The organism is Roseomonas sp. TS2 (assembly GCF_058833935.1).
Window position 1 is genome coordinate 1 of the sequence record NZ_JCACVY010000078.1, and the last position, 18,687, is coordinate 18,687.

The 18,687-nt window shown below is 72.1% G+C and carries 22 protein-coding genes; 17 read left to right on the forward strand and 5 right to left on the reverse strand.

Translation table 11 applies throughout. From position 1 onward, the window contains the following. The 3 genes from ACZJYS_RS13580 to ACZJYS_RS13590 all read right to left on the reverse strand — a co-directional run. Positions 1–468, reverse strand: a 468-nt coding sequence (locus ACZJYS_RS13580) for a hypothetical protein (protein ID WP_493178928.1), incomplete at its 3' end; no start/stop codon positions are given. 444 nt (positions 469–912) lie between these two features. Further along, complete coding sequence (locus ACZJYS_RS13585; protein ID WP_493178930.1) at positions 913–2,049, reverse strand: bifunctional 2-methylcitrate synthase/citrate synthase; 1,137 nt, start codon at positions 2,047–2,049, stop codon at positions 913–915. Between the two features lie 104 nt (positions 2,050–2,153). After that, the gene (locus ACZJYS_RS13590; protein ID WP_493178932.1) at positions 2,154–3,677 is read right to left on the reverse strand and encodes an MmgE/PrpD family protein; all 1,524 of its coding nucleotides are present in this window, start codon (positions 3,675–3,677) and stop codon (positions 2,154–2,156) included. A 111-nt stretch (positions 3,678–3,788) separates the two neighbouring features. Here ACZJYS_RS13590 and ACZJYS_RS13595 point away from each other — a divergent pair, with 111 nt between their 5' ends. From ACZJYS_RS13595 to ACZJYS_RS13625, 7 genes are all read left to right on the forward strand, one after another. Then, a complete protein-coding gene (locus ACZJYS_RS13595) occupies positions 3,789–4,712 on the forward strand; it encodes a LysR family transcriptional regulator (protein WP_109514973.1) in 924 nt (307 codons plus the stop codon). 315 nt (positions 4,713–5,027) lie between these two features. Beyond that, positions 5,028–6,254, forward strand: coding sequence for a D-alanyl-D-alanine carboxypeptidase family protein (locus ACZJYS_RS13600; RefSeq protein ID WP_109514972.1), 1,227 nt, complete (start codon positions 5,028–5,030; stop codon positions 6,252–6,254). Between the two features lie 133 nt (positions 6,255–6,387). Continuing rightward, positions 6,388–7,764 (forward strand): dihydroorotase, encoded by a 1,377-nt coding sequence (locus tag ACZJYS_RS13605; protein WP_493178935.1) that lies wholly within the window; start codon positions 6,388–6,390, stop codon positions 7,762–7,764. After that, positions 7,764–7,976, forward strand: coding sequence for a hypothetical protein (locus ACZJYS_RS13610; protein ID WP_109514970.1), 213 nt, complete (start codon positions 7,764–7,766; stop codon positions 7,974–7,976). The genes ACZJYS_RS13605 and ACZJYS_RS13610 overlap by 1 nt, the downstream gene beginning before the upstream one ends. Further along, on the forward strand, positions 7,969–8,181 hold the full coding sequence (locus tag ACZJYS_RS13615; RefSeq protein WP_109514969.1) for a hypothetical protein: 213 nt from the start codon (positions 7,969–7,971) through the stop codon (positions 8,179–8,181). The genes ACZJYS_RS13610 and ACZJYS_RS13615 overlap by 8 nt, the downstream gene beginning before the upstream one ends. Before the next feature lie 35 nt (positions 8,182–8,216). Then, complete coding sequence (locus tag ACZJYS_RS13620) at positions 8,217–9,218, forward strand: N-carbamoyl-D-amino-acid hydrolase (RefSeq protein WP_493178939.1); 1,002 nt, start codon at positions 8,217–8,219, stop codon at positions 9,216–9,218. A gap of 86 nt (positions 9,219–9,304) precedes the next feature. Beyond that, positions 9,305–9,559 carry a hypothetical protein gene (locus ACZJYS_RS13625; RefSeq protein ID WP_493178941.1) on the forward strand — a complete coding sequence of 85 codons (255 nt, stop codon included), beginning with the start codon at positions 9,305–9,307 and terminating at the stop codon, positions 9,557–9,559. 199 nt (positions 9,560–9,758) lie between these two features. Here the strand turns inward: ACZJYS_RS13625 and ACZJYS_RS13630 are convergent, their stop codons facing one another. After that, entirely contained in the window at positions 9,759–10,400 is a 642-nt protein-coding gene (locus tag ACZJYS_RS13630) for an aspartate/glutamate racemase family protein (RefSeq protein ID WP_109514966.1), read from the reverse strand. Between the two features lie 148 nt (positions 10,401–10,548). On the opposite strand from ACZJYS_RS13630, the gene ACZJYS_RS13635 reads away from it, so the two are divergent. The 5 genes from ACZJYS_RS13635 (at position 10,549) to ACZJYS_RS13655 (ending at position 14,057) form a co-directional block, all read left to right on the forward strand. Next, positions 10,549–11,043, forward strand: coding sequence for a DUF983 domain-containing protein (locus ACZJYS_RS13635; RefSeq protein WP_181377946.1), 495 nt, complete (start codon positions 10,549–10,551; stop codon positions 11,041–11,043). Then, positions 11,036–11,506: a UPF0262 family protein gene (locus tag ACZJYS_RS13640; protein WP_109514964.1), complete on the forward strand. Its 471-nt coding sequence runs from the start codon at positions 11,036–11,038 to the stop codon at positions 11,504–11,506. Before ACZJYS_RS13635 ends, ACZJYS_RS13640 begins: the two co-directional genes overlap by 8 nt. Before the next feature lie 102 nt (positions 11,507–11,608). Next, positions 11,609–12,712: an S-methyl-5-thioribose-1-phosphate isomerase gene (gene mtnA / locus ACZJYS_RS13645; RefSeq protein WP_493178944.1), complete on the forward strand. Its 1,104-nt coding sequence runs from the start codon at positions 11,609–11,611 to the stop codon at positions 12,710–12,712. Between the two features lie 113 nt (positions 12,713–12,825). Next, positions 12,826–13,689, forward strand: coding sequence for a transporter substrate-binding domain-containing protein (locus ACZJYS_RS13650; protein WP_493178946.1), 864 nt, complete (start codon positions 12,826–12,828; stop codon positions 13,687–13,689). Between the two features lie 65 nt (positions 13,690–13,754). Beyond that, positions 13,755–14,057 (forward strand): plasmid stabilization protein, encoded by a 303-nt coding sequence (locus ACZJYS_RS13655; RefSeq protein ID WP_109514961.1) that lies wholly within the window; start codon positions 13,755–13,757, stop codon positions 14,055–14,057. Between the two features lie 25 nt (positions 14,058–14,082). Here ACZJYS_RS13655 and ACZJYS_RS13660 read toward each other — a convergent pair whose 3' ends face one another. Then, positions 14,083–14,496, reverse strand: a complete 414-nt coding sequence (locus tag ACZJYS_RS13660; protein WP_109514960.1) for a rhodanese-like domain-containing protein — start codon at positions 14,494–14,496, stop codon at positions 14,083–14,085. Positions 14,497–14,624: 128 nt separating this feature from the next. Here ACZJYS_RS13660 and parA point away from each other — a divergent pair, with 128 nt between their 5' ends. The 5 genes from parA to ACZJYS_RS13685 form a co-directional block, all read left to right on the forward strand. Further along, a complete protein-coding gene (gene parA, locus ACZJYS_RS13665) occupies positions 14,625–15,257 on the forward strand; it encodes a ParA family partition ATPase (RefSeq protein WP_493178950.1) in 633 nt (210 codons plus the stop codon). A 5-nt stretch (positions 15,258–15,262) separates the two neighbouring features. Continuing rightward, positions 15,263–15,718: a CopD family protein gene (locus ACZJYS_RS13670; protein ID WP_379650881.1), complete on the forward strand. Its 456-nt coding sequence runs from the start codon at positions 15,263–15,265 to the stop codon at positions 15,716–15,718. Further along, complete coding sequence (locus ACZJYS_RS13675) at positions 15,715–16,167, forward strand: GNAT family N-acetyltransferase (RefSeq protein ID WP_493178953.1); 453 nt, start codon at positions 15,715–15,717, stop codon at positions 16,165–16,167. The genes ACZJYS_RS13670 and ACZJYS_RS13675 overlap by 4 nt, the downstream gene beginning before the upstream one ends. Before the next feature lie 97 nt (positions 16,168–16,264). Next, positions 16,265–17,176, forward strand: a complete 912-nt coding sequence (locus tag ACZJYS_RS13680; RefSeq protein ID WP_493178955.1) for a DUF389 domain-containing protein — start codon at positions 16,265–16,267, stop codon at positions 17,174–17,176. A 166-nt stretch (positions 17,177–17,342) separates the two neighbouring features. Continuing rightward, positions 17,343–18,687, forward strand: a 1,345-nt coding sequence (locus ACZJYS_RS13685; RefSeq protein WP_493178957.1) for a methyl-accepting chemotaxis protein, incomplete at its 3' end; no start/stop codon positions are given.

An 18,687-nucleotide genomic window follows, 5' to 3' on the forward strand; every position in this document is an offset into this window, starting at 1 on the left:
CGGCGCGGCGGCCTTGCGCGTCGTCGTGCTCTTGGCAGCGGCGGCGCTCTTGCGCGTCGCGGCCGCCTTCGGCGCGGCGGCCTTGCGCGTCGTCGTGCTCTTGGCAGCGGCGGCGCTCTTGCGCGTCGCGGTCGCCTTCGGCGCGGCGGCCTTGCGCGTCGTCGCGGCCTTGCGCGTCGTCGTGGTCTTGCCGGCGGCGGCGCTCTTGCGCGTCGCGGTTGCCTTCGGCGCGGCGGCCTTGCGGGTGGCGGGCTTCGCGGTCGTCTTGGCCGCCGGCTTCTTCGCCGTGGTCTTGCTGGCGGCCGCCTTGGCGGTGCCGCGCGTGGCGGGCTTCTTGGCCGCGGCCGTGGCCTTGGCCGGCGCCTTGCGGCCTGCGGTGCTCGCCTTCCGCGTGGCGGCGCTGCGTCGGCTGGTGCTCATCGCCATGGGCAGCGCGCGGGGCGGGCTGCCGGTGTTGTCTTCGCTCATGTGCTGGACTCCTTGTCTCTTATCAACCGATGCCGCCCGGCGTGGCGGGGCAGCCTCGCACCGCCTTCGCCCTGCCGCCTGCGCTGCACGCTCCGGAAAGCCCTGGCCGCAGCGGGCGCGACGAAAAGGCTCCGCACCCGATTGGCCGATGGCCCTTCGCGGTGTGGTGCCCTGTCTGGCCGCCCATGCGAGCTGTCCTTCCGAACCATGCCGCTCTCGCCGGCATCCGAAACGCACGTCGTCTCTTGACATGGATCGTGCGAATCGCGCGGAACCGGTACGCGACGGCAACACGCTATCTTCACGCGCAATCTGCTTGTCAACGAAATCCGCCAGATACCGTTGCAATAGCGGGCCGTGGAAAGTGCGATGACCCGGAACGGCGAACGCGGCGCCGTCACCCGGCGCCGCGTTCCTGCTGCGGAGGCCTTTAACGAAAGTGAATCAGCCGCGCGCCGAGAGCGCCGGCACGCTGCGCTGCGCGGCCCCCGTGTAGTGCGAGAGCGGGCGGATGAGGCGGTTGTCCGCCGCCTGCTCGATGACATGCGCCGCCCATCCGGTGATGCGGCTGGCGACGAAGATCGGCGTGAAGAGCGGGATGTCGAAGCCCATCAGGTGGTAGGCGGGGCCGGCGGGGAAGTCGAGGTTGGGGTGGATGTTCTTCCGCTCCAGCATGGCGCCGGCCAGCAGGCGGCTCATCTCCATCCAGCGGCGGTCGCCCACCACCTCGGCCATCTTCTCGGCATACTTGGTCATGGTGGGCACGCGGCTGTCGCCATTCTTGTAGACGCGGTGGCCGAAGCCCATCACCAGCGCCTTGTGGTCGAACTTGCCCTCCAGCCACGCCACCGCCTTCGACGGTTCGCCGATCTCGGCCAGCATGTGCATCACCGCCTCGTTGGCGCCGCCATGCAGCGGCCCCTTCAGCGCGGCGATGCCGGCGGTGACGGCGCCGTGCAGGTCGGCGCCCGTGCTGGTCACGGTGCGGGCGGTGAAGGTGGAGGCGTTGAAGCCGTGCTCGGCGTAGAGGATCAGCGAGACGTCGAAGGCCTTCACCACCTCGGGCTGCGGAACCTTACCAAACACGACATGGAAGAAGTTCTCGGCAAAGGTGAGCTTCGGGTCCGGCTCCACCGGCGCCTGCCCCTTGGCGGCGCGGTGCGCGGCGGCGATGGCGGTCGGGATCTTGGCCAGCAGGCGCATCGCCTTGCGGCGCGTGGCGGGCTCGGAGGTATCTGCCGCCTCGGGGTCCTCCATGCCGAGGAAGCTCACCGCGGTGCGGATCGCGTCCATCGGGTGGGCATCGTGCGGGAAGGCCTGGATGACCTGGTGCAGCGCCGGGCTGATGCCGCGCTGCGAGGCCTCCTCGCGCCGGAACTCGGCCAGCTGCGCGGCATTGGGCAGCTCGCCGTTCCACAGCAGGTAGGCCACCTCCTCGAAGCTGCACTGCTCGGCGAGATCCTGCACCGCGTAGCCGCGATAGGTCAGGCTGTTGGTCTCCGGCATCACCTTCGAGACGGCGGAGACATCGGCGATGACGCCGACCAGGCCCTTGCGGATCTCGGGCTGGGTGTCGCTCATGGGTGTCGTTCCTTCCTTGGTGTTCTTGTCGGGCGGGCCAGGCAGAGGAGAGGCCGGGGCGCATGGTGGCGCGCCCCGGCCGGCGGAGGATCAGCAGCGGCGGGTCAGAAGATGCCCGGCTTGCCCTCGGCCAGCGCGCCGCGCGGCAGGCTGACATTGAGCAGGTGCAGCTCGCCGGCCTCCAGGCGCGGCAGGTCCTGCACCACCTCCAGGAAGCGGCGGCTCTCGCGCGGGGTGATCAGCCCCTCGGTCAGGATCTCGAACTTGCGGATATAGTCCTCGCGGCCGAAGGGCTTCGACCCCAGCGGGTGGGCGTTGGCCACCGCCATCTCGTCCACCAGCCTCGTGCCGTCCTTGAAGATGATCTCGACGCGCGCGCCGAAGGCCTTCTCGTCCGGGTCGGTCGAGTGGTAGCGGCGGGTCCACTCCGGGTCCTCGCGCGTCTCGATCTTGTGCCACAGCCGCACCGTGTCGGCCCGCCCCGCGCGCTTCGGCGCGTAGCTGTCCACATGGTGCCAGCGCCCGTCCTGCAGGGCGACGGCGAAGATGTACATGATGGAGTGGTCCAGCGTCTCGCGGCTGGCCTTGGGGTCCATCTTCTGCGGGTCGTTGGCCCCGGTGCCGATGACGTAGTGGGTGTGGTGGGAGGTGTGGATGACGATCTTCTCGATCGCCTCCTGGTCCGGGATCTGCTCGCGCAGCTTGAAGGCGAGGTCGATCAGCGCCTGGCTCTGGTACTCGGCCGAGTGCTCCTTGGTGTAGGTGTCGAGGATGGCGCGCTTGGGCTCGCCCTTCTCCGGCAGCGGCACCTCGTAGTAGGTCGGGCCATAGACGTCGGCGCGGTTGCTCCGCCCCGACAGCACCCAGGCAATGACCGAATCCTCGCCCTCGTAGATCGGGCTCGGCGCGCCCTCGCCGCGCATGGCGCGGTCCACCGCCTCCACCGCCAGCTTGCCGGCATGGGCGGGGGCAAAAGCCTTCCAGGAGGAGATCTCGCCCTTGCGGCTCTGGCGGAAGGTGATGGTGGTGTGCAGCGCCTGCTGCACCGCCTGGTAGATCACCTCCTGCTTCAGCCCGAGCAGCGTGCCGATGCCCGCCGCCGCCGAAGGCCCGAGATGGGCGATATGGTCCACCTTGTGCTCGTGCAGGCAGATGGCGCGCACCAGGTCCACCTGGATCTCGTAGCCGGTGGCCAGGCCGCGGATCAGGTCCTTGCCCGAGCGGCCCATGGTCTGCGCGACCGCCAGCACGGGGGGGATGTTGTCGCCCGGGTGGGAATAGTCGGCGGCGAGGAAGGTGTCGTGCATGTCGAGCTCGCGCACCGCCGTGCCGTTCGCCCAGGCCGCCCATTCCGGCGAGATCTCCTTCGACGCCGGCAGGCCGAACACCGTGGCGCCGCCCTTCTTCGGATGGCCCAGCGCCATGGTGCGCGCGGTGGTGGGGGCGGAGCGGTTGATCGCCGCGATCGCCACCGCCGCGTTGTCGATGATGCGGTTGATGATCATCTCGGCCACCGGCTTCTGCACCGCCACCTTGTCGGCGGCGACGCCGGCGATCTTCCAGGCCAGCTGCTCCTCGCGCGGCAGCAGCGCCTTGGAGGGGTGGACCTTGACGGGGTGTTTCTTCATGGGCGGGCGTTCTCCCTCATCCGTGTGGAATGGTGGCGCTGTTGTGCGCCGCGTCCACGCCATCGTCCATTCCGATTGACGGCGCGGCACGATAGCTTTTCCGTATCGCCGATGGATTTCCGACTCCTCCGCCGCCTCGGGCATTTCCTCGCCGTCGCCGAGGAGGGCCATTTCGGCCGCGCCGCCGCGCGGCTCGGCCTGTCGCAGCCGCCGCTCACCGCACAGATCCAGGCGCTGGAGGCGGAGCTTGGCGTGCGGCTGCTGGAGCGCACCCGCAAGGGCGCGCGGCCGACGCGCGAAGGCGAGGCGCTGCTGCCGCTGGCGCGCCGCGTGGCGGAGGATGCCGGCGCGCTGGAGGCGCTGGCGCGCGAGCTGCGCGCCGGGCGGCACGCGCCGGTGGCCCTCGCCTGCGTCACCTCCGGCCTGTTCGACCACCTCCCCCCGCTGGTGCGGGCGCTGCGCGCCGCGCGCCCCGAGGCCGCGATCGCCGTGCGCGAGATGGACACGGCCGACGCGGTGGAGGCGCTGCGCCGCGGCGAGGTGGACATCGCGCTGCTGCGCCTGGACCGCGACCGCCCGCCGGTGCGCGTGCTGCCGCTCGGCGAGGACATGCTGGTGGCGGCGCTGCCCGAGGGCCACCCGCTGCTCGCCGCCTACCCCGAGGCGCTGCCGCTCTCGGCGCTGGCCGGCGCGCCGCTGCTCACCCTGCCGCGCTCGATCAGCCCGGCCTATTTCGACGCGCTGGTGGCCGCCTGCCGCGCCGCCGGATTCGAGCCGCGCGGCGTGCGCGAGGTCGGCTCGGCGATGGCGCAGCTCGGCTTCGTCGCCTCCGGCCTTGGCGTCGCGCTGGTTTCCTCCGGCATGGCGCGCATCCACCCGCCGGGCGTGGTGTTCCGCGAATTGCGCGGGCCGATCCGCGCCGTCGGCGTGGCGCTGGCCTGGAACGAGGAGCGGCAGAGCGAGGCGGCGGAGGATGTGCTGCGCGTCGCCCGGCAGGTGTTCAACGGCCCCGCCCCGCTCAGGCCTGGTGTGTGAGCGTACGTCCCTGGCCGGCGGCGGATTTGTGCCCCGCCATCGCGCCGCAACGCTCCACACGCCGATTTTCCTGCGCGATCAGGCCATAAGCGCTTTCTTCTCAGGCGGCATGTCGGCATTGTGCGCGCGGCCAGGCCATGCAGGGGACCCTGCACGCCCGGCACACGGCCCGTTCACACCCGGGCCGGTGCGCCGGATGTGCAGGTTGCGTGGCCCGGCCTCGGCCCCGGCGGCGCCTGCCGGCGGGGCTCCTGGGGGATGCGCGGCGGAGGCACCGGGGGCGGTGCCGCGGCCGCGCAGAGGGGGAAGGCCATCATGCTGGAGAACGGCATCACACAACGATGCCGCGCGGGCATCTTCGCACTGCTCGCCGCGGCCCTGCTTGTCCTGTCAACCGCGCCCGCCCGGGCGCAGATCGGCGGCAGCCGCTACGCCGCCATCGTCGTCGACGCCGGCACGGGCGAGGAGCTGCTGGCGATCAACGCCGACGAGCCGCGCTACCCGGCCTCGCTGACCAAGATGATGACGCTCTACATGGTGTTCGAGGCGATGGAGCGCGGCCGCGTCTCGGCCAGCACGCGCATCCCCGTCTCGCGCCACGCGGCGGGGCAGGAGCCCTCGAAGCTGGGGCTGAAGGCGGGCGGCAGCATCGCGGTGCGGGATGCCGTCATGGCGCTGGTCACCAAGTCGGCCAACGACGCCGCCGCCGCGCTCGGCGAGTATCTGGCGCAGGGCAGCGAGGTGCAGTTCGGCCGCATGATGACGCGCAAGGCGCAGGCGCTGGGCATGCGCAACACCAGCTTCCGCAACGCCTCCGGCCTGCCGGACGCCAACCAGGTGACCACGGCGCGCGACATGTCGATCCTCAGCCGCGCGCTGATCCACGACTTCCCCGGGCGCTACGCCTATTTCAGCGCCCGCAGCTTCCGCTACGCCGGGCAGAGCATGGGAAACCACAACCGCCTGCTCACCGAGTATGACGGGGCGGACGGCATCAAGACCGGCTACATCCGCGCCAGCGGCTTCAACCTGGCGGCCAGCGCCGAGCGCCAGGGCACGCGGCTGGTGGCCGTGGTGTTCGGCGGCGCCAACAGCCGCGAGCGCGACGACCATGTGATGGCGCTGCTCGACCGCGGCTTCGCCGAGGCCCGGCGCGGCCTGCCGCCCGACATGCTGATGGCGCGGGGGCCGTCCATGGGCGGTGCCCGCCTCGTAGGCGCGGCGCAGGCGGCGCCGATGGCCGCCCCCGTGGCGCGGGCGGTGAAGCCGTCCATCAAGCCGGCCACGCCGGCGGCCAGCCGCACCCCCCGCCCCGCCCCGCGTGGCGGCGACTGGGTGGCGCAGGTCGGCGCCTTCGCCGACAGCGGCACGGCCCGCCAGGTGGCCGGCCGCGCGGCGCGCGGCCCCGGCACCGCCCGGGTGCAGGCGGTGCGGGTGGATGGCAAGCGCTTCTGGCGCGCCCAGGTCACGGACCTCTCCGCCGCCCAGGCGCGCCGCATCTGCCGGCAGGTGCGCGGCCCCTGCATGGTGATCTCGCCCTGAGGCTCCCGGAGCCCGGCCCGCCTCCCGGGCGGCGCCGGGCGCGAATCCGCGCCGCGCCCGGTTGAGGGGAGGCCGGGCCGGGCCTAGTCTGCCCGCCGCGTTCCTCAACCCGAGCGAGGCGGACCTCCCGGCCATGCAGCTTCCCTACGACCGCGTCCTGCGCGGCAACCTCGTGCTCCCGGACGGCATCCTGAAGGATGGCTATGTCGCGGTGCGCGGCGAGAGCATCGCGGCGATCGGCGCGGGCGAGTTGCCCCCGGCGAAGCAGGTGGACGATTTCTCCGGCCGCACCATCCTGCCCGGGCTGGTGGATGGCCACATGCACACCGGCAGCGCCATCGGCTGGCCCGGCATCGAGGGTGCCACCATGTCCGCCGCCGCCGGCGGCGTGACCACGGTGTGCGACATGCCCTACGACATCCCGCGCGCCGTCACCTCGGCCGCCATCTTCCACGAGAAGGTGGAGGCGGTGCACCAGCTCTCGCATGTGGACGTCGCGCTCTACGGCACCATCCGCAAGACCGGCGGCATCGACGAAGTCGCCGGGCTGGCCGAGGCGGGCGCCTCCGCCTTCAAGCTCTCCACCTATGAGTACGACGCGGTGCGCTTCCCGCGCATCGACCACCCGACCATGGTCGCCGCCTTCCGCGAGATCGCCAAGACCGGGCTGATGGTGGCCGTCCACAACGAGGACCAGGAGCTGGTCGAGCGCCTGACCGCCGAGGCGAAGGCCAGCGGCCGGGTGGACCCGATCATGCACGCCCGCACCCGCCCGCCGCTGGCCGAGACCATGGCCGACCTCGAGATCTTCGAGATCGGGCTGGAGACGGGGGCGCATGTGCACATCGCCCATTCCTCCGTGGCCCGCGGCTTCGAGATCGCCGAGAGCTTCCGCGCCATGGGGGCGAAGGCCAGCGGCGAGGCCTGCATCCAGTATCTCTGCATGACGGAGGAGGACCTCGTCCGCCTCAAGGGCTTCGGCAAGTGCAACCCGCCCTTCCGCACGGCCGAGGAGGTGGAGCGCATGTGGGCGGCGCTGGTGGCCGGCAAGATGGCCTATGTCTCCACCGACCACGCCCCCTGGCAGCGCGAGAAGAAGCTCGGCGACGACATCTTCGCCTGCGGCGCGGGCCTCACCGGCATGCAGAGCTACGCGCCGCTGATGTATTCCATGCTGGTCGAGCGCGGCCTGCCGCTGACGCTGATGGCGAAGTACTGCGCCGAGAATACCGCCCGCTACCACGGGCTGTTCCCGAAGAAGGGCGCCATCCGCCTCGGCTCGGACGCCGACCTTCTGGTGATGGAGGAAGGCGACTTCATCTTCGACGAGGCCAGCATCCAGGACCGGCCGGATGCCCGCTGGTCGCCCTATCATGGCCGGCCGATGAAGGCGCGCGTGGCCGCCACCTATCTGCGCGGCGCGCAGGTGTGGGATGGCGCCACGGTGACGGCGAAGCCCGGGCAGGGCCGCTTCGTGCCGCGCCAGCACCGCGAGAGCGTGCTCGGCTGATGCGCGGCCTGCTGGTGGCCGGGGCGACGGTCGGAGCCTTCGCCCTCTGGATCTGGCTCACCGGGCCCGGCACCAGCCTGCCGCTCGCGCTCGGCGGCGGCCTGTTCGCGCTGCTGGCCGGGCGCGTCGCCTACCGGCTGCTGACGCCGCCCTCACCCGAGAACGACACCGGCCCCGAAGGGGCGCAAGACAGAGGAAAGCGCGATGTTTGAGGTGCGCGAGGAGAAGGACGGCAATTTCTCCGTCTGGATCGCCGGTCAGGAGCGCCTGGCCATGCTGAAGACCGAGGCGGCCGCCGTGGCGCTGATGGAAGCCTTCGAGGATTCCTGGGACGAAGCCTTCATGCAGGCCGTGGCCTCGGTGCAGGAGGACTACGCGGCCGATTTCATCGACCCCCTGCCCCCCGCCAGCAACTGAAGCCCCGCCAGCAACTGAAGCCGAGGAGAGCCCGCATGTCCCGCCGCCTCACCGTCGCCGCCGCCCAGCTCGGTCCCATCCAGAAAGCCGAGCCGCGCGCGGCCGTCGTCGCCCGCCTGGTGCGGCTGATGGAGACCGCGCACAGGCGCGGCGCCGAGGTCGTCGTCTTCCCCGAGCTGGCGCTGACCACCTTCTTCCCGCGCTGGTACGAGGAGGACATCAACGCCGCCGACCACTGGTACGAGCAGGCGCTGCCCTCGAACGAGACGGCGCCGCTGTTCGAGGCGGCGCGGAAGTTCAACATCGGCTTCCACCTCGGCTATGCCGAGATCGCCTACGAGGCAGACGAGACGGGGGTGGTGCGCAAGCGGCACTTCAACACCGCCGTCTATGTGCATCCCTCGGGCGAGGTGGTGCTGAAGTACCGCAAGGTGCACCTGCCCGGGCACCGCGAGTTCGACCCGGCGCGCAAGGTGCAGCACCTGGAGAAGCGCTACTTCGAGGTGGGCAATCTGGGCTTCCCCGTGGTGCGGGCGCCGATCGGCCAGGCCGGGCCGGTGAACATCGGCATGCTGATCTGCAACGACCGCCGCTGGCCGGAGGCCTGGCGCGTGCTCGGCCTGCAGCAGGTGGAGCTGGTGATGCTGGGCTACAACACGCCCTCCATCAACCAGGACGCCAAGGGCTTCGAGGCGCACCACCTGCGGGTGCTGCACTCCCACCTCTCCATCCAGGCCGGCTGCTACCAGAATGCCTGCTTCGGCGTGGGCGTGGCCAAGGCGGGCGTCGAGGATGGCTGCGAGCTGTTCGGCCATTCCATCATCGTCAACCCGCAGGGCGAGATCATGGCCCAGGCGACGAGCTGGGATGACGAGCTGATCGTGGCCGATTGCGACCTGGACCAGTGCACGCTGGGCCGCACCAGCATCTTCAACTTCGCCGCCCACCGCCGCCCCGAGGCCTATGGCCGCATCGTCGAGCAGACAGGCAGCGTGGCGCCGGCCGAGTGGCAGCCCGCCGCCCGCGCCGCCGAGTAAACTTTCCGCAAGGTGGCGGAAACAGGGCCGCCACCGCCGCAGCCTTGCCGCGCCTCCATCGCCATCTCGGCGGTGGAGGTGATCCCATGGCTGATGAATTCCAGACCCGCCGCCGGTTCGGCCTGCTGCTGATGGGCGGCCTGCTGCTGCCGCTGGCGCCCGCCCGGGCGGACGACGACGACGATGACGATGGCCGCCGCAGTCGCGGCTGGCTGTCCGATCGCCGCCGCGACCGGGACGACGATGACGACGACCGGGATGATGACGACCGGGATGATGACGACGATGATGAGGACCGCCGCGGCCGGCGCGGGCGGGATAACGACGATGATGACGGTTGAGGCCGCCGCCGCCGGCATGTGCGGACAGCGGCGCTAGGAGCGGCGCCGGGCGAGACGGGAAGAGGCCTCCCCAGCTCGCCGAATGCCGCCGCCCCCTGGAGCAGAGCGCGAGCAGGCTGCTTTGCCTGATCGCGTGAAGATGCTGGTGAAAACAACGAGCCGGAGCCTTTTCTGTGCGCCGGTGCGAGCGGAGTAGGCTCTAGCCTGTCGCCAGCAGCGCCTGCACCGCCGCCGCCTGGCAGGGCTCGATCACCGGCACGCCCGCAGCGTCCTCGACCGCCGCGCGGTGCCCGGCCATGCCGGCGCAGCCCAGGATGACGGCTTCGGCGCCCTCGGCCACCAGGGCCCGCGCCGTATCGCACAGCGCGCCGCGCGCCGCCTGCGGGTCGGTCAGCGTCTCCATCGGCAGGTTGAGGGCGATGCTGGCGGCCAGGCGCTGCTCCGCTCCCATCGCCTGCAGCGCACGCCGCTGCCGCGCCTTGGACGCCTCGACGAAGGCGATGACGCCGAAGCGCTCCGCCCGCGCCAGCGCCGCCGCCACCGCCGCGCGGAACGGGCCGAAGACCGGGCGCCGCGTCACGCTGCGCACCGCCTCCAGCCCGGGGTCGGACACGCAGGCGATGATGTAGGCCGCCGCCGGCTCGGCCTCGACCATGCGGCAGAGCGGCTCGGCCACGCCGTACCAGTCCCGCCAGGAGGCAATGGCGGGCGGACCGCCGGGCAGCGAGACCACCTCGAAGGGCGGCCGCCCTGGCAGGGCGAACTCCGCCAGGCTCTCGGCGATGCCGCGGGTGCAGCTTTCCGAGCTGTTCGGGTTGATGACGAGGATACGATGGCCCATCTGCCAGATATCCTCCGCCAGCCTGCGACCGCGCAAGGCCCCCGCTCGCGCGGCTGCTCTTGATCGCCGGGGCCGGACATGCGGTTATTGCACCGCACACGAAATGCCCGGCGACAGGGCTGAAAACGATAAAGCCAGGACCATGCCCATGGATCGCCCGCCCGAGCGCTGGGAGCCAGACCGCGCCGCCTCCACCGATACCGTGCCGCTCCCGCCGCTCACCACCATGCTGAAGCGGGGCGCCCTGAACCGCTGCCCGTTCTGCGGCGAGGGCAAGGTGTTCCGTGGCTATCTGACCGTGGTGCCGGAATGCAGCCATTGCGGCGCCGAGCTGGGCCGCCTGCGCGCCGACGACGCGCCGCCCTACTTCACCATCTTCATCGTCGGCCACCTCTTCGTCCCCGTCGTGTTCTGGGTCGAGAAGGCCTATGAGCCGCCGATGTGGCTGCACATGGCGCTGTGGCTGCCGCTCTTCACCATCGCCTCCATGCTCACGCTGCGGCCGGTCAAGGGCGCGGTGGTGGGGTGGATGCTGCGCCTCGGCCTGACCGGCAACGAGGGCGACGCCCCCGTGGTGCGCCGGCGCGACGGCACGGCCAAGCCCGTGGTGGTAAACCCCTCGGTGCAGCGTGGCGATGGCTGACCAGCGGCTGGAGCGGATTGCCCTGCCGGACACCGCCCCCCTGCCCAACCCCTATGCCGAGGCCGACCGCGCCCAGGCGGTGGCCGACCTGCTGGCCGGCAACCGCTTCGACCCCACCGGCCTGCCGCCCGGCCCCTATGTGCTGCATCTGGAGGTCCGCGACGGCCGCCTGGTCTTCGACATCCACGACACCCGCGATGCGCCGCTGCGCATCATCGCGCTGGCGCTCGGCCCGTTCCGCCGGCTGATCAAGGACTACCACATGGTCGTCGCCAGCCATGAGCAGGCGGTGACGGAAGGCGGTTCCGAGGCACGCATCCAGGCCATCGACATGGGCCGGCGCGGCCTGCACAACGAGGGCGCCGAGCTGCTCTGCCAGCGGCTGGATGGCCGCGTGACGCTGGATTTCGAAACCTCCCGCCGTCTCTTCACCCTGGTCTGCGCCCTGCACCAGCGGATCTGACCCGCCCCCTTCACATGACGCGGCGGCGGCAAAGCGCCTATATGCGGGGGCCGGAATTCTCCCCCCGCCCGCGCGCGGCCACACGGACGGAGCCTGCCCCCCATGAAGATCGACGGCGTTCCCTATCGCAGCGTCTGGGTTGACCCCGAGGATGGCTGGTCGGTCCGCATTCTGGACCAGACCCGCCTGCCCTGGACCGTCGAGATCCTGCGCCTCGTGGACGAGAAGCAGGTGGCGCACGCCATCAAGTCGATGCAGGTGCGCGGCGCGCCGCTGATCGGGGCCGTGGCCGCCTACGGGCTGGCGCTGGCGCTGCGGCGCGACGATTCGGACGCGGCGCTGGAGGCCGTGGCCGCCATGCTGGGCCGCACCCGCCCCACCGCCATCAACCTGCGCTGGGCGCTGGACCGCATGCTGCGCGCGCTGCGCCCGGTGCCGGCAGGCAGCCGTGCCGCCGCCGCCTACGCCGCCGCGGCCGACATCGCCGAGGACGATGTGGAGACCTGCCGCCGCATCGGCCAGCACGGGCTGCCTCTGTTGCAGGCGATCGCCGCCCGCAAGCCGGGCAAGCCCATCAACGTGCTGACCCATTGCAACACCGGCTGGATCGCCACCGTCGACTACGGCACGGCGCTCTCCGTCATCTACCAGGCGCATGATGCCGGGCTGCCGGTGCATGTGTGGGTGGACGAAACGCGCCCGCGCAACCAGGGCTCGGCGCTGACGGCGTGGGAGCTGGGCAAGCACGGCGTGCCGCACACCGTCATCGCCGACAATGCCGGTGGCCATCTGATGCAGCATGGCGAGGTGGACATCGTGCTGGTGGGCACCGACCGGGTGACGCGCCAGGGCGACGTGGCCAACAAGATCGGCACCTACCTGAAGGCGCTGGCGGCGCACGACAATGGCGTGCCCTTCTGGGTGGCGCTGCCGCACTCCACGCTGGACATGAGCGTGCGCGACGGGGTGCGCGAGATCCCGATCGAGGAGCGCGACGCGCGCGAGGTGCTGGAGACCACCGGCCAGACCTGGGATGGCCGCGTCGAGACGGTGCGCACCGCCGCCCCCGGCAGCGCCGGCCTCAACCCGGCCTTCGACGTGACGCCGGCCCGTCTCGTCACCGGGCTGATCACGGAGCGCGGCCGTTGCGACGCCTCCGAGACGGGGCTGCTCGGCCTCTACCCGGAGTTCGCGGCCGCCGCCTGAATGGCATGGAAGGGGGCGCGCCCCCTTCCCTCCGGGCGCGTGCCGTTGCACGCTTCTTGCAAGCCGGGCGGCCATTTCCGGCCGTAACCCGGCCCTCAGGGAGTGTCTCGCCGATGCGTCGTCTTGTCCTGTCCGCCTTCCTTGCCGCGCCGCTGGCGCTGGCCGCGCTCTCCGGCGCCGCCCACGCCCAGCAAGGAGGGGCCCAGCAGCCGCTGCGCACGGCGGTGGACGGCACCTTCGCCCCCCACGCCTTCCCCAAGCTCGATGGCGGCGTGCAGGGCTTCAACGTCGACCTGTTCACCGAGGTGGCGCGCCGCATGGACCGCCCCGTCACCATCGACAGCGCCAGCTTCTCCGGCCTGGTGCCGGCGCTGAACGCCGGGCGCTACGACTTCCTGGCCGCGCCGGTGACGGTGACGGCCGAGCGCGCCGAGAACCTGCTCTTCACCGAGGGCTATCTCTACACCGAGTTCCAGTTCGGCATCCGCAAGGGCACGCCGCCGATCAAGTCGCTCGACGACATCCGCGGCAAGGCCATCGCGGTGAACAAGGGCTCGGCCTACGACGCCTGGGCGCAGAAGAACGCGGAGCGGTACGGCTTCACCGTGCAGACCTTCGACAGCCAGCCGGATGCGGTGCAGGCCGTCATCGCCAACCGCGTCTATGCCACGCTGGGCGGCAACACCACCATCCGCTACGCCGCGACGCGCGCGCCGATGCTGGTGCCGGACTTCACCATCAAGGAGACCCGCGCCCACTGGGCCGCGCCCTTCCGCAAGGACAATGCGGCGCTGCGCAACGCGGTGGAGAACGTGCTGGAGTGCATGAAGCAGGACGGCACGGTGGCCAAGCTCTCCGAGAAGTGGTTCGGCAGCAAGCCGGCGGCGGATGACGCCGAGAACACCGTCTTCCCCGGCTATGGCGTGCCCGGCCTGCCCGGCCACGACGCCACCGCGCACACGCCGAACTGTGGTTGAGCGGGCAGGCTGAGGCGGGAACCACGCGGCGGGCCGGGCGTTCCTTCGCCGGAAGGAGACCGGCCATGCCGCGTGGAGACAAATCGGCCTACACGGACAAGCAGAAGCGCAAGGCGGAGCACATCGAGGAAAGCTACGAGGCCCGTGGCGTGCCGGAGGAGGAGGCGGAGCGCCGCGCCTGGGCGACCGTGAACAAGGATTCGGGCGGCGGCAACAAGAGCGGCTCGGGCCGCGGCCACCCGGACAGCAACGCCGCCGCGCATGAAGGCGGCCAAAAGGGCGGCGAGGCTTCGGCCCACCGCCCGGCGGCGGCCCGCTCCGCCTCGGCGAAGAAGGCCGCCGAGACGCGCCGGGCGCATCAGCACTGAGGGGGCAGGCCGCCCCCTCCGCCGCTCAGCGCTGCCGCCAGGGCAGCCCCTCGGCTTTCCAGCCGGCCACGGTGCCGCGGTGGCCGCCCGCGTCCGGCGGCCCCTCGAAGCCGTCCGCCACGTTGTAGGCGTGCTGGAAGCCGGCGGCCTTCGCCGCCTGCGCTGCCGCCAGGCTGCGCGCGCCGGAGCGGCACAGGAAATACAGCTTGTTCAGCGGCGTCAGCCCGGCCTTGCGCAGATGGTCCGGGAAGGCGCCGTTCACCTGCATGCTGGGATAGACCTGCCAGGGGATCAGCACCGGCTGCTTGCCGGCCTCCCCGAGATCCGGCAGCCCGACGAAATTCCATTCGGCATCGGTGCGCACATCCACCAGCACGGCGTCCGGGTCGGTGCGCAGGCTTTCCCAGGTGGCACCCGGGGTCACGTCGTCGACGCTCATGGCGGAACTCCTCTGCGTGTCCAGTCCTTACAGTGTGGGGTCGCGGCGGCGCGGCGTCCATGCCACTGGCCCCGACGCGCCGGCCGGGGCAGGATGCGCGGCAGCGTCGGGCGGCAGGAGGGTTGGGGATGGCACTCGTGGTGGCGGTGGCGCAGCGCAAGGGCGGCGCCGGAAAATCGACCGTCGCGGCCACCCTGGCGACGGCGCTGGCGGCCAGCGGCCATGGCGTGGCCTTGCTGGACAGCGACCCGCAGCAGACCCTGGCGCGGTGGAACAAGGAGCGGCAGGGCCGCGCCCAGGCGGCCGCCCTGCGCTTCGAGGCGGTGGCCGGCTGGCGCATGCCCGCCACGCTGGACCGGCTGCGCCGTGAACACGACTTCCTGATCATCGACACGCCGCCGCACGCCGATACCGATTCGCGTATCGCCATCCGCGCGGCCGACCTGGTGCTGGTGCCGCTGCAGCCCTCGCATGCCGATCTCTGGGCGATGGACGCGACGCTGGATGTGGCGGCCGCCGAGCGGCGCCCGGTGCGGCTGCTGATGAACCGCGTGCCCCCCAGCGGCCGCCTGCGCGACGAGATCGCCGCCGAGCTGGCGCGGCGCGGCCTGCCGGTGCTGGCACCCACGCTGGGCAACCGCACCGCCTTCGCCAGCGCCTTCGCGCAGGGGCTGGGGGTGGCGGAAGCCGCGCCGCGTGGTACCGCCGCCGACGAGGCGCGTGCCCTGGCGCGCGCCATCGAGGACCACCGCAAGGAATGACCGGGATGACGCTTGTCTATGTGCTGCACCTGCTGGGGGCCGTGCTCTGGGTCGGGGGCATGGCTTTCGCGATCCTGGCGCTGCGGCCGAGCCTGGCCACGCTGCCCGGGCCGCAGCGGCTCGCCGTGCTGGGGGGCGCCTACCGCCGCTTCTTCCTGGTGGTGTGGCATGCCATGCCGGTGATGCTGGCCAGCGGCTACGCGCTGCTGTTCGGCTGGTATGGCGGCTTCGCCGGCTCGGGCTGGCACATCCACACCATGCATCTCACAGGGCTGATCATGTCGGCCGTGTTCCTGGCCATCTTCTTCGGGCCCTGGAAGGCGATGCGCGCCGCCCTCGCCGCCGGGCAGGATGCCGCGGCGGCCGCGGCGGCCGACAAGGTGCGCCGCCTCGTCACCCTCAACCTCGTCATCGGCCTGCTCACCGTCATCGTCGCCGGCTGGGGGCGCTTCGGCGGATGAGCCTGGCGGCCGGGATCGAGCTGGTCCCCGACAACAAGGGGCCGGAGGCGCAGGCGGTGCTGGCCGGCCTCGCCACGCACCGCCGCGCCGCCATGGAGGCGCGGCCGGAGGCGCTGGAAGCGCACCCGCTCTGCTTCCTGCGGCGGGATGCCGGGGGCGTCATCCGCGCCGGGCTGGTGGGCGAGGTGACGATGGACTGGCTGTTCATCGACAAGTTCTGGGTCGATGAGAGCCTGCGCGGCCAGGGCACCGGCAGCGCCCTGCTCGCCGCCGCCGAGGCCGAGGCGCGGCGCCTCAGCGCGGTGGGGGCGCATCTCTACACCAGCAGCTTCCAGGCGCCGGCCTTCTACCGCAAGCACGGCTTCCAGGAGATCGGCCGGCTGGAAGGGCGGCCGCGGGGGCACCACCGCCTCTGGTTCGCCAAGCGCTTCGGGGCGCCGGCCGGCTGAGGGCGCCGCCGCCGGGGCGGCTTCCGAACCCGCCCTGGCTGGCGCGGTTCTCCTGCGGCGGGCGGCTCCTCGCCCGCCATCAAGGAGGCCTGCCGGCATGTCGCGTACCATCACCATTCTGCTGCCTCCGGAAAGGACCGACGCGGTGGCCGCCCGGCTTGGCGGCTGCGAAGGCGTGATCGGGCTGGGCCTGCAGCGTGGCGGCTCACTCAAGCCGGCCGGCGACGTGCTCACGGTGCAGGCCACCAACCAAGGTCTCGCGGCGGCCCGGCGGGTGCTGGATGAGCACGGTATCGGCACGGAGGTCGGCCTGGTGACGACCGGCAACCCCTCCAGCCTGATCGCCGCCCAGGGCCAGGACGCCATCAGCTGCGAGGATGACGAGGCGGACTGGGAGGAGATGAACACCCTGATGCGCCAGGACACCAACATCGGCAGCAACTTCCTGCTGGCGATGTTCCTGGCCGGGGTCGTGGCCGCTGCGGGCCTCTGGACCGACACGCTGCACATCGTCATCGGCGCCATGGTCATCGCGCCCGGCTTCGAGCCGATCCTGCGCGTGCCCTTCGGCCTGCTGGGCGGCCGGAACCAGGCGACGCTGCATGGGCTGAAATCCACCGCCGGCGGCTATGCCGCCCTCCTCCTCGGCGCCGCCCTCGCCATGCTGTTCCTGGGCATGGCCTCGCCCTCGGCCGCCAGCCTGGGCGAGCAGCACTGGGTGCAGTACTGGACCAAGGCGGAGATCTCCTCGGTGCTCGTCTCGCTGGCGGCCGGGGCCGCCGGGGCGGTGATCATCGCGGCGCAGCACTCGGTGCTGACCACCGGCGTGATGATTGCGCTGGCCCTGATCCCCACCATGACGATCGTCGGCATGGCGGTGGTCAGCCTGGAATTCGTGCTGGCCGGCAAGGCGCTGCTGCGCTGGGCCCTCGACGTGGTCTGCGTGGTGGCGGGCGGCGGCAGCGTCTTCCTGCTCAAGCGCCGGATGCAGCACCGCGGCGCTGCCTGAACCCGGCGCCGCCCCTACCGGGCGGCGGGCCGGGGCGCCACGAGGTGTTTATTTGTGCGGATGAGGCAATAAGCCGAAACTTGGCCATTCCTTCCGCTTTGTGCAGGCGGCCGGCGACCAGCCGGCTGCCCATCAGGCTGCCTCCCCGCATCGAGGACTACCCCCCGTGGACACACCCCAGGCCCGCGCGAATCTGCTGGCCGCCTTCCAGCTGAGCGAAGCGGACCTTTCGGCGCTGCGCGCCCAGGCGCCGCTGTTGCAGCAGCGGCTGCCCTCGCTGATCGAGAGCCTGCAAGCCCGCTTCGCGCCCTGGCCCGAGATCCAGTCCGCCCTGGCCCGGCCCGAGGTGCACCGCGTGCGGCTGGCGCACTGGCTGCGCCTGGCCAGCGGTCAGCTGGACGAGGGATTCACCGCCTCCGCCCGCGCCCTGGCCGATGCCTTCTACCGCCATGGCGTGCCGGGATACGCCGTGACCATCTGCCACGCCACCGTGGCGCATGGCGTGGCCGACATGCTGGCGGAGGCGCTGGCGCCGCGCGGCCTGGGGCGCCTGTGGCCCTTTGCCGCCCGGCGACGGGCCGCCGGGCTGCGCGCCGCGCTGGTGCGCGTCGCCTGGCTGGACCTGGAGGTGCTGCTGGAGAGCTACGCCACCGCCGAACGCGCCAGCCGGCAGGCGGCGCTGCACGCCCTGGCCGGCACCTTCGAGGCGCGGGTGAGCGGCGTGGTGCAGGGCGTCGGCGCCTCCGCCGGCGCGCTGGACCAGGCGGTGCAGGTCATGTCCGGCACCGCCGGGCGGATGGGCGGTGCCTCGCACACCCTGGCCGAGGTGGCGCAGGAGGCCAGCACCACGGTGCAGACCGTGGCCAGCGCCACCCAGGAGCTGACGGCCTCCGTGGACGAGATCCGCCGCCAGGTCTCGCATTCGGCGCAGATGACCGCGCGCGCGGTGGAGGACGCCCACCGCACGGACACGGTGGTGCAGGCGCTGGCCGAGGGCGCCAGGCGGATCGACGACGTGGTGGGGCTGATCAGCAGCATCGCCGGGCAGACCAACCTGCTGGCGCTGAACGCCACCATCGAGGCGGCGCGCGCCGGCGAGGCCGGCAAGGGCTTCGCCGTCGTCGCCTCCGAGGTGAAGAACCTGGCCAGCCAGACCGCCCGCGCGACGGAGGAGATCAGCGGCCAGATCGGCCAGGTGCAGGACGCGACGCGCGAGGCGGTGGCGGCGATCGAGAACATCGCCCGCGCCATCGGGGCGGTGGGCGAGGTTTCCACCGCCATCGCCGCCGCCGTCGAGCAGCAGGGGCAGACCACGCGCGAGATCGCCGCCAGCATCCACCACGCCGCCGAGGGCAACCGCAAGGTCAGCGCGCTGGCCGCCGGCCTGACGCATGGCGCCCAGGAGACCCAGGGCGTCGCCGCGCAGCTCACCGGCGCCGCCGGCGCGCTGGGCCGGCAGACCGACAGCCTGCAGGAGGCGGTCGGCGCCTTCCTGGCCGAGGTGCGGAGCT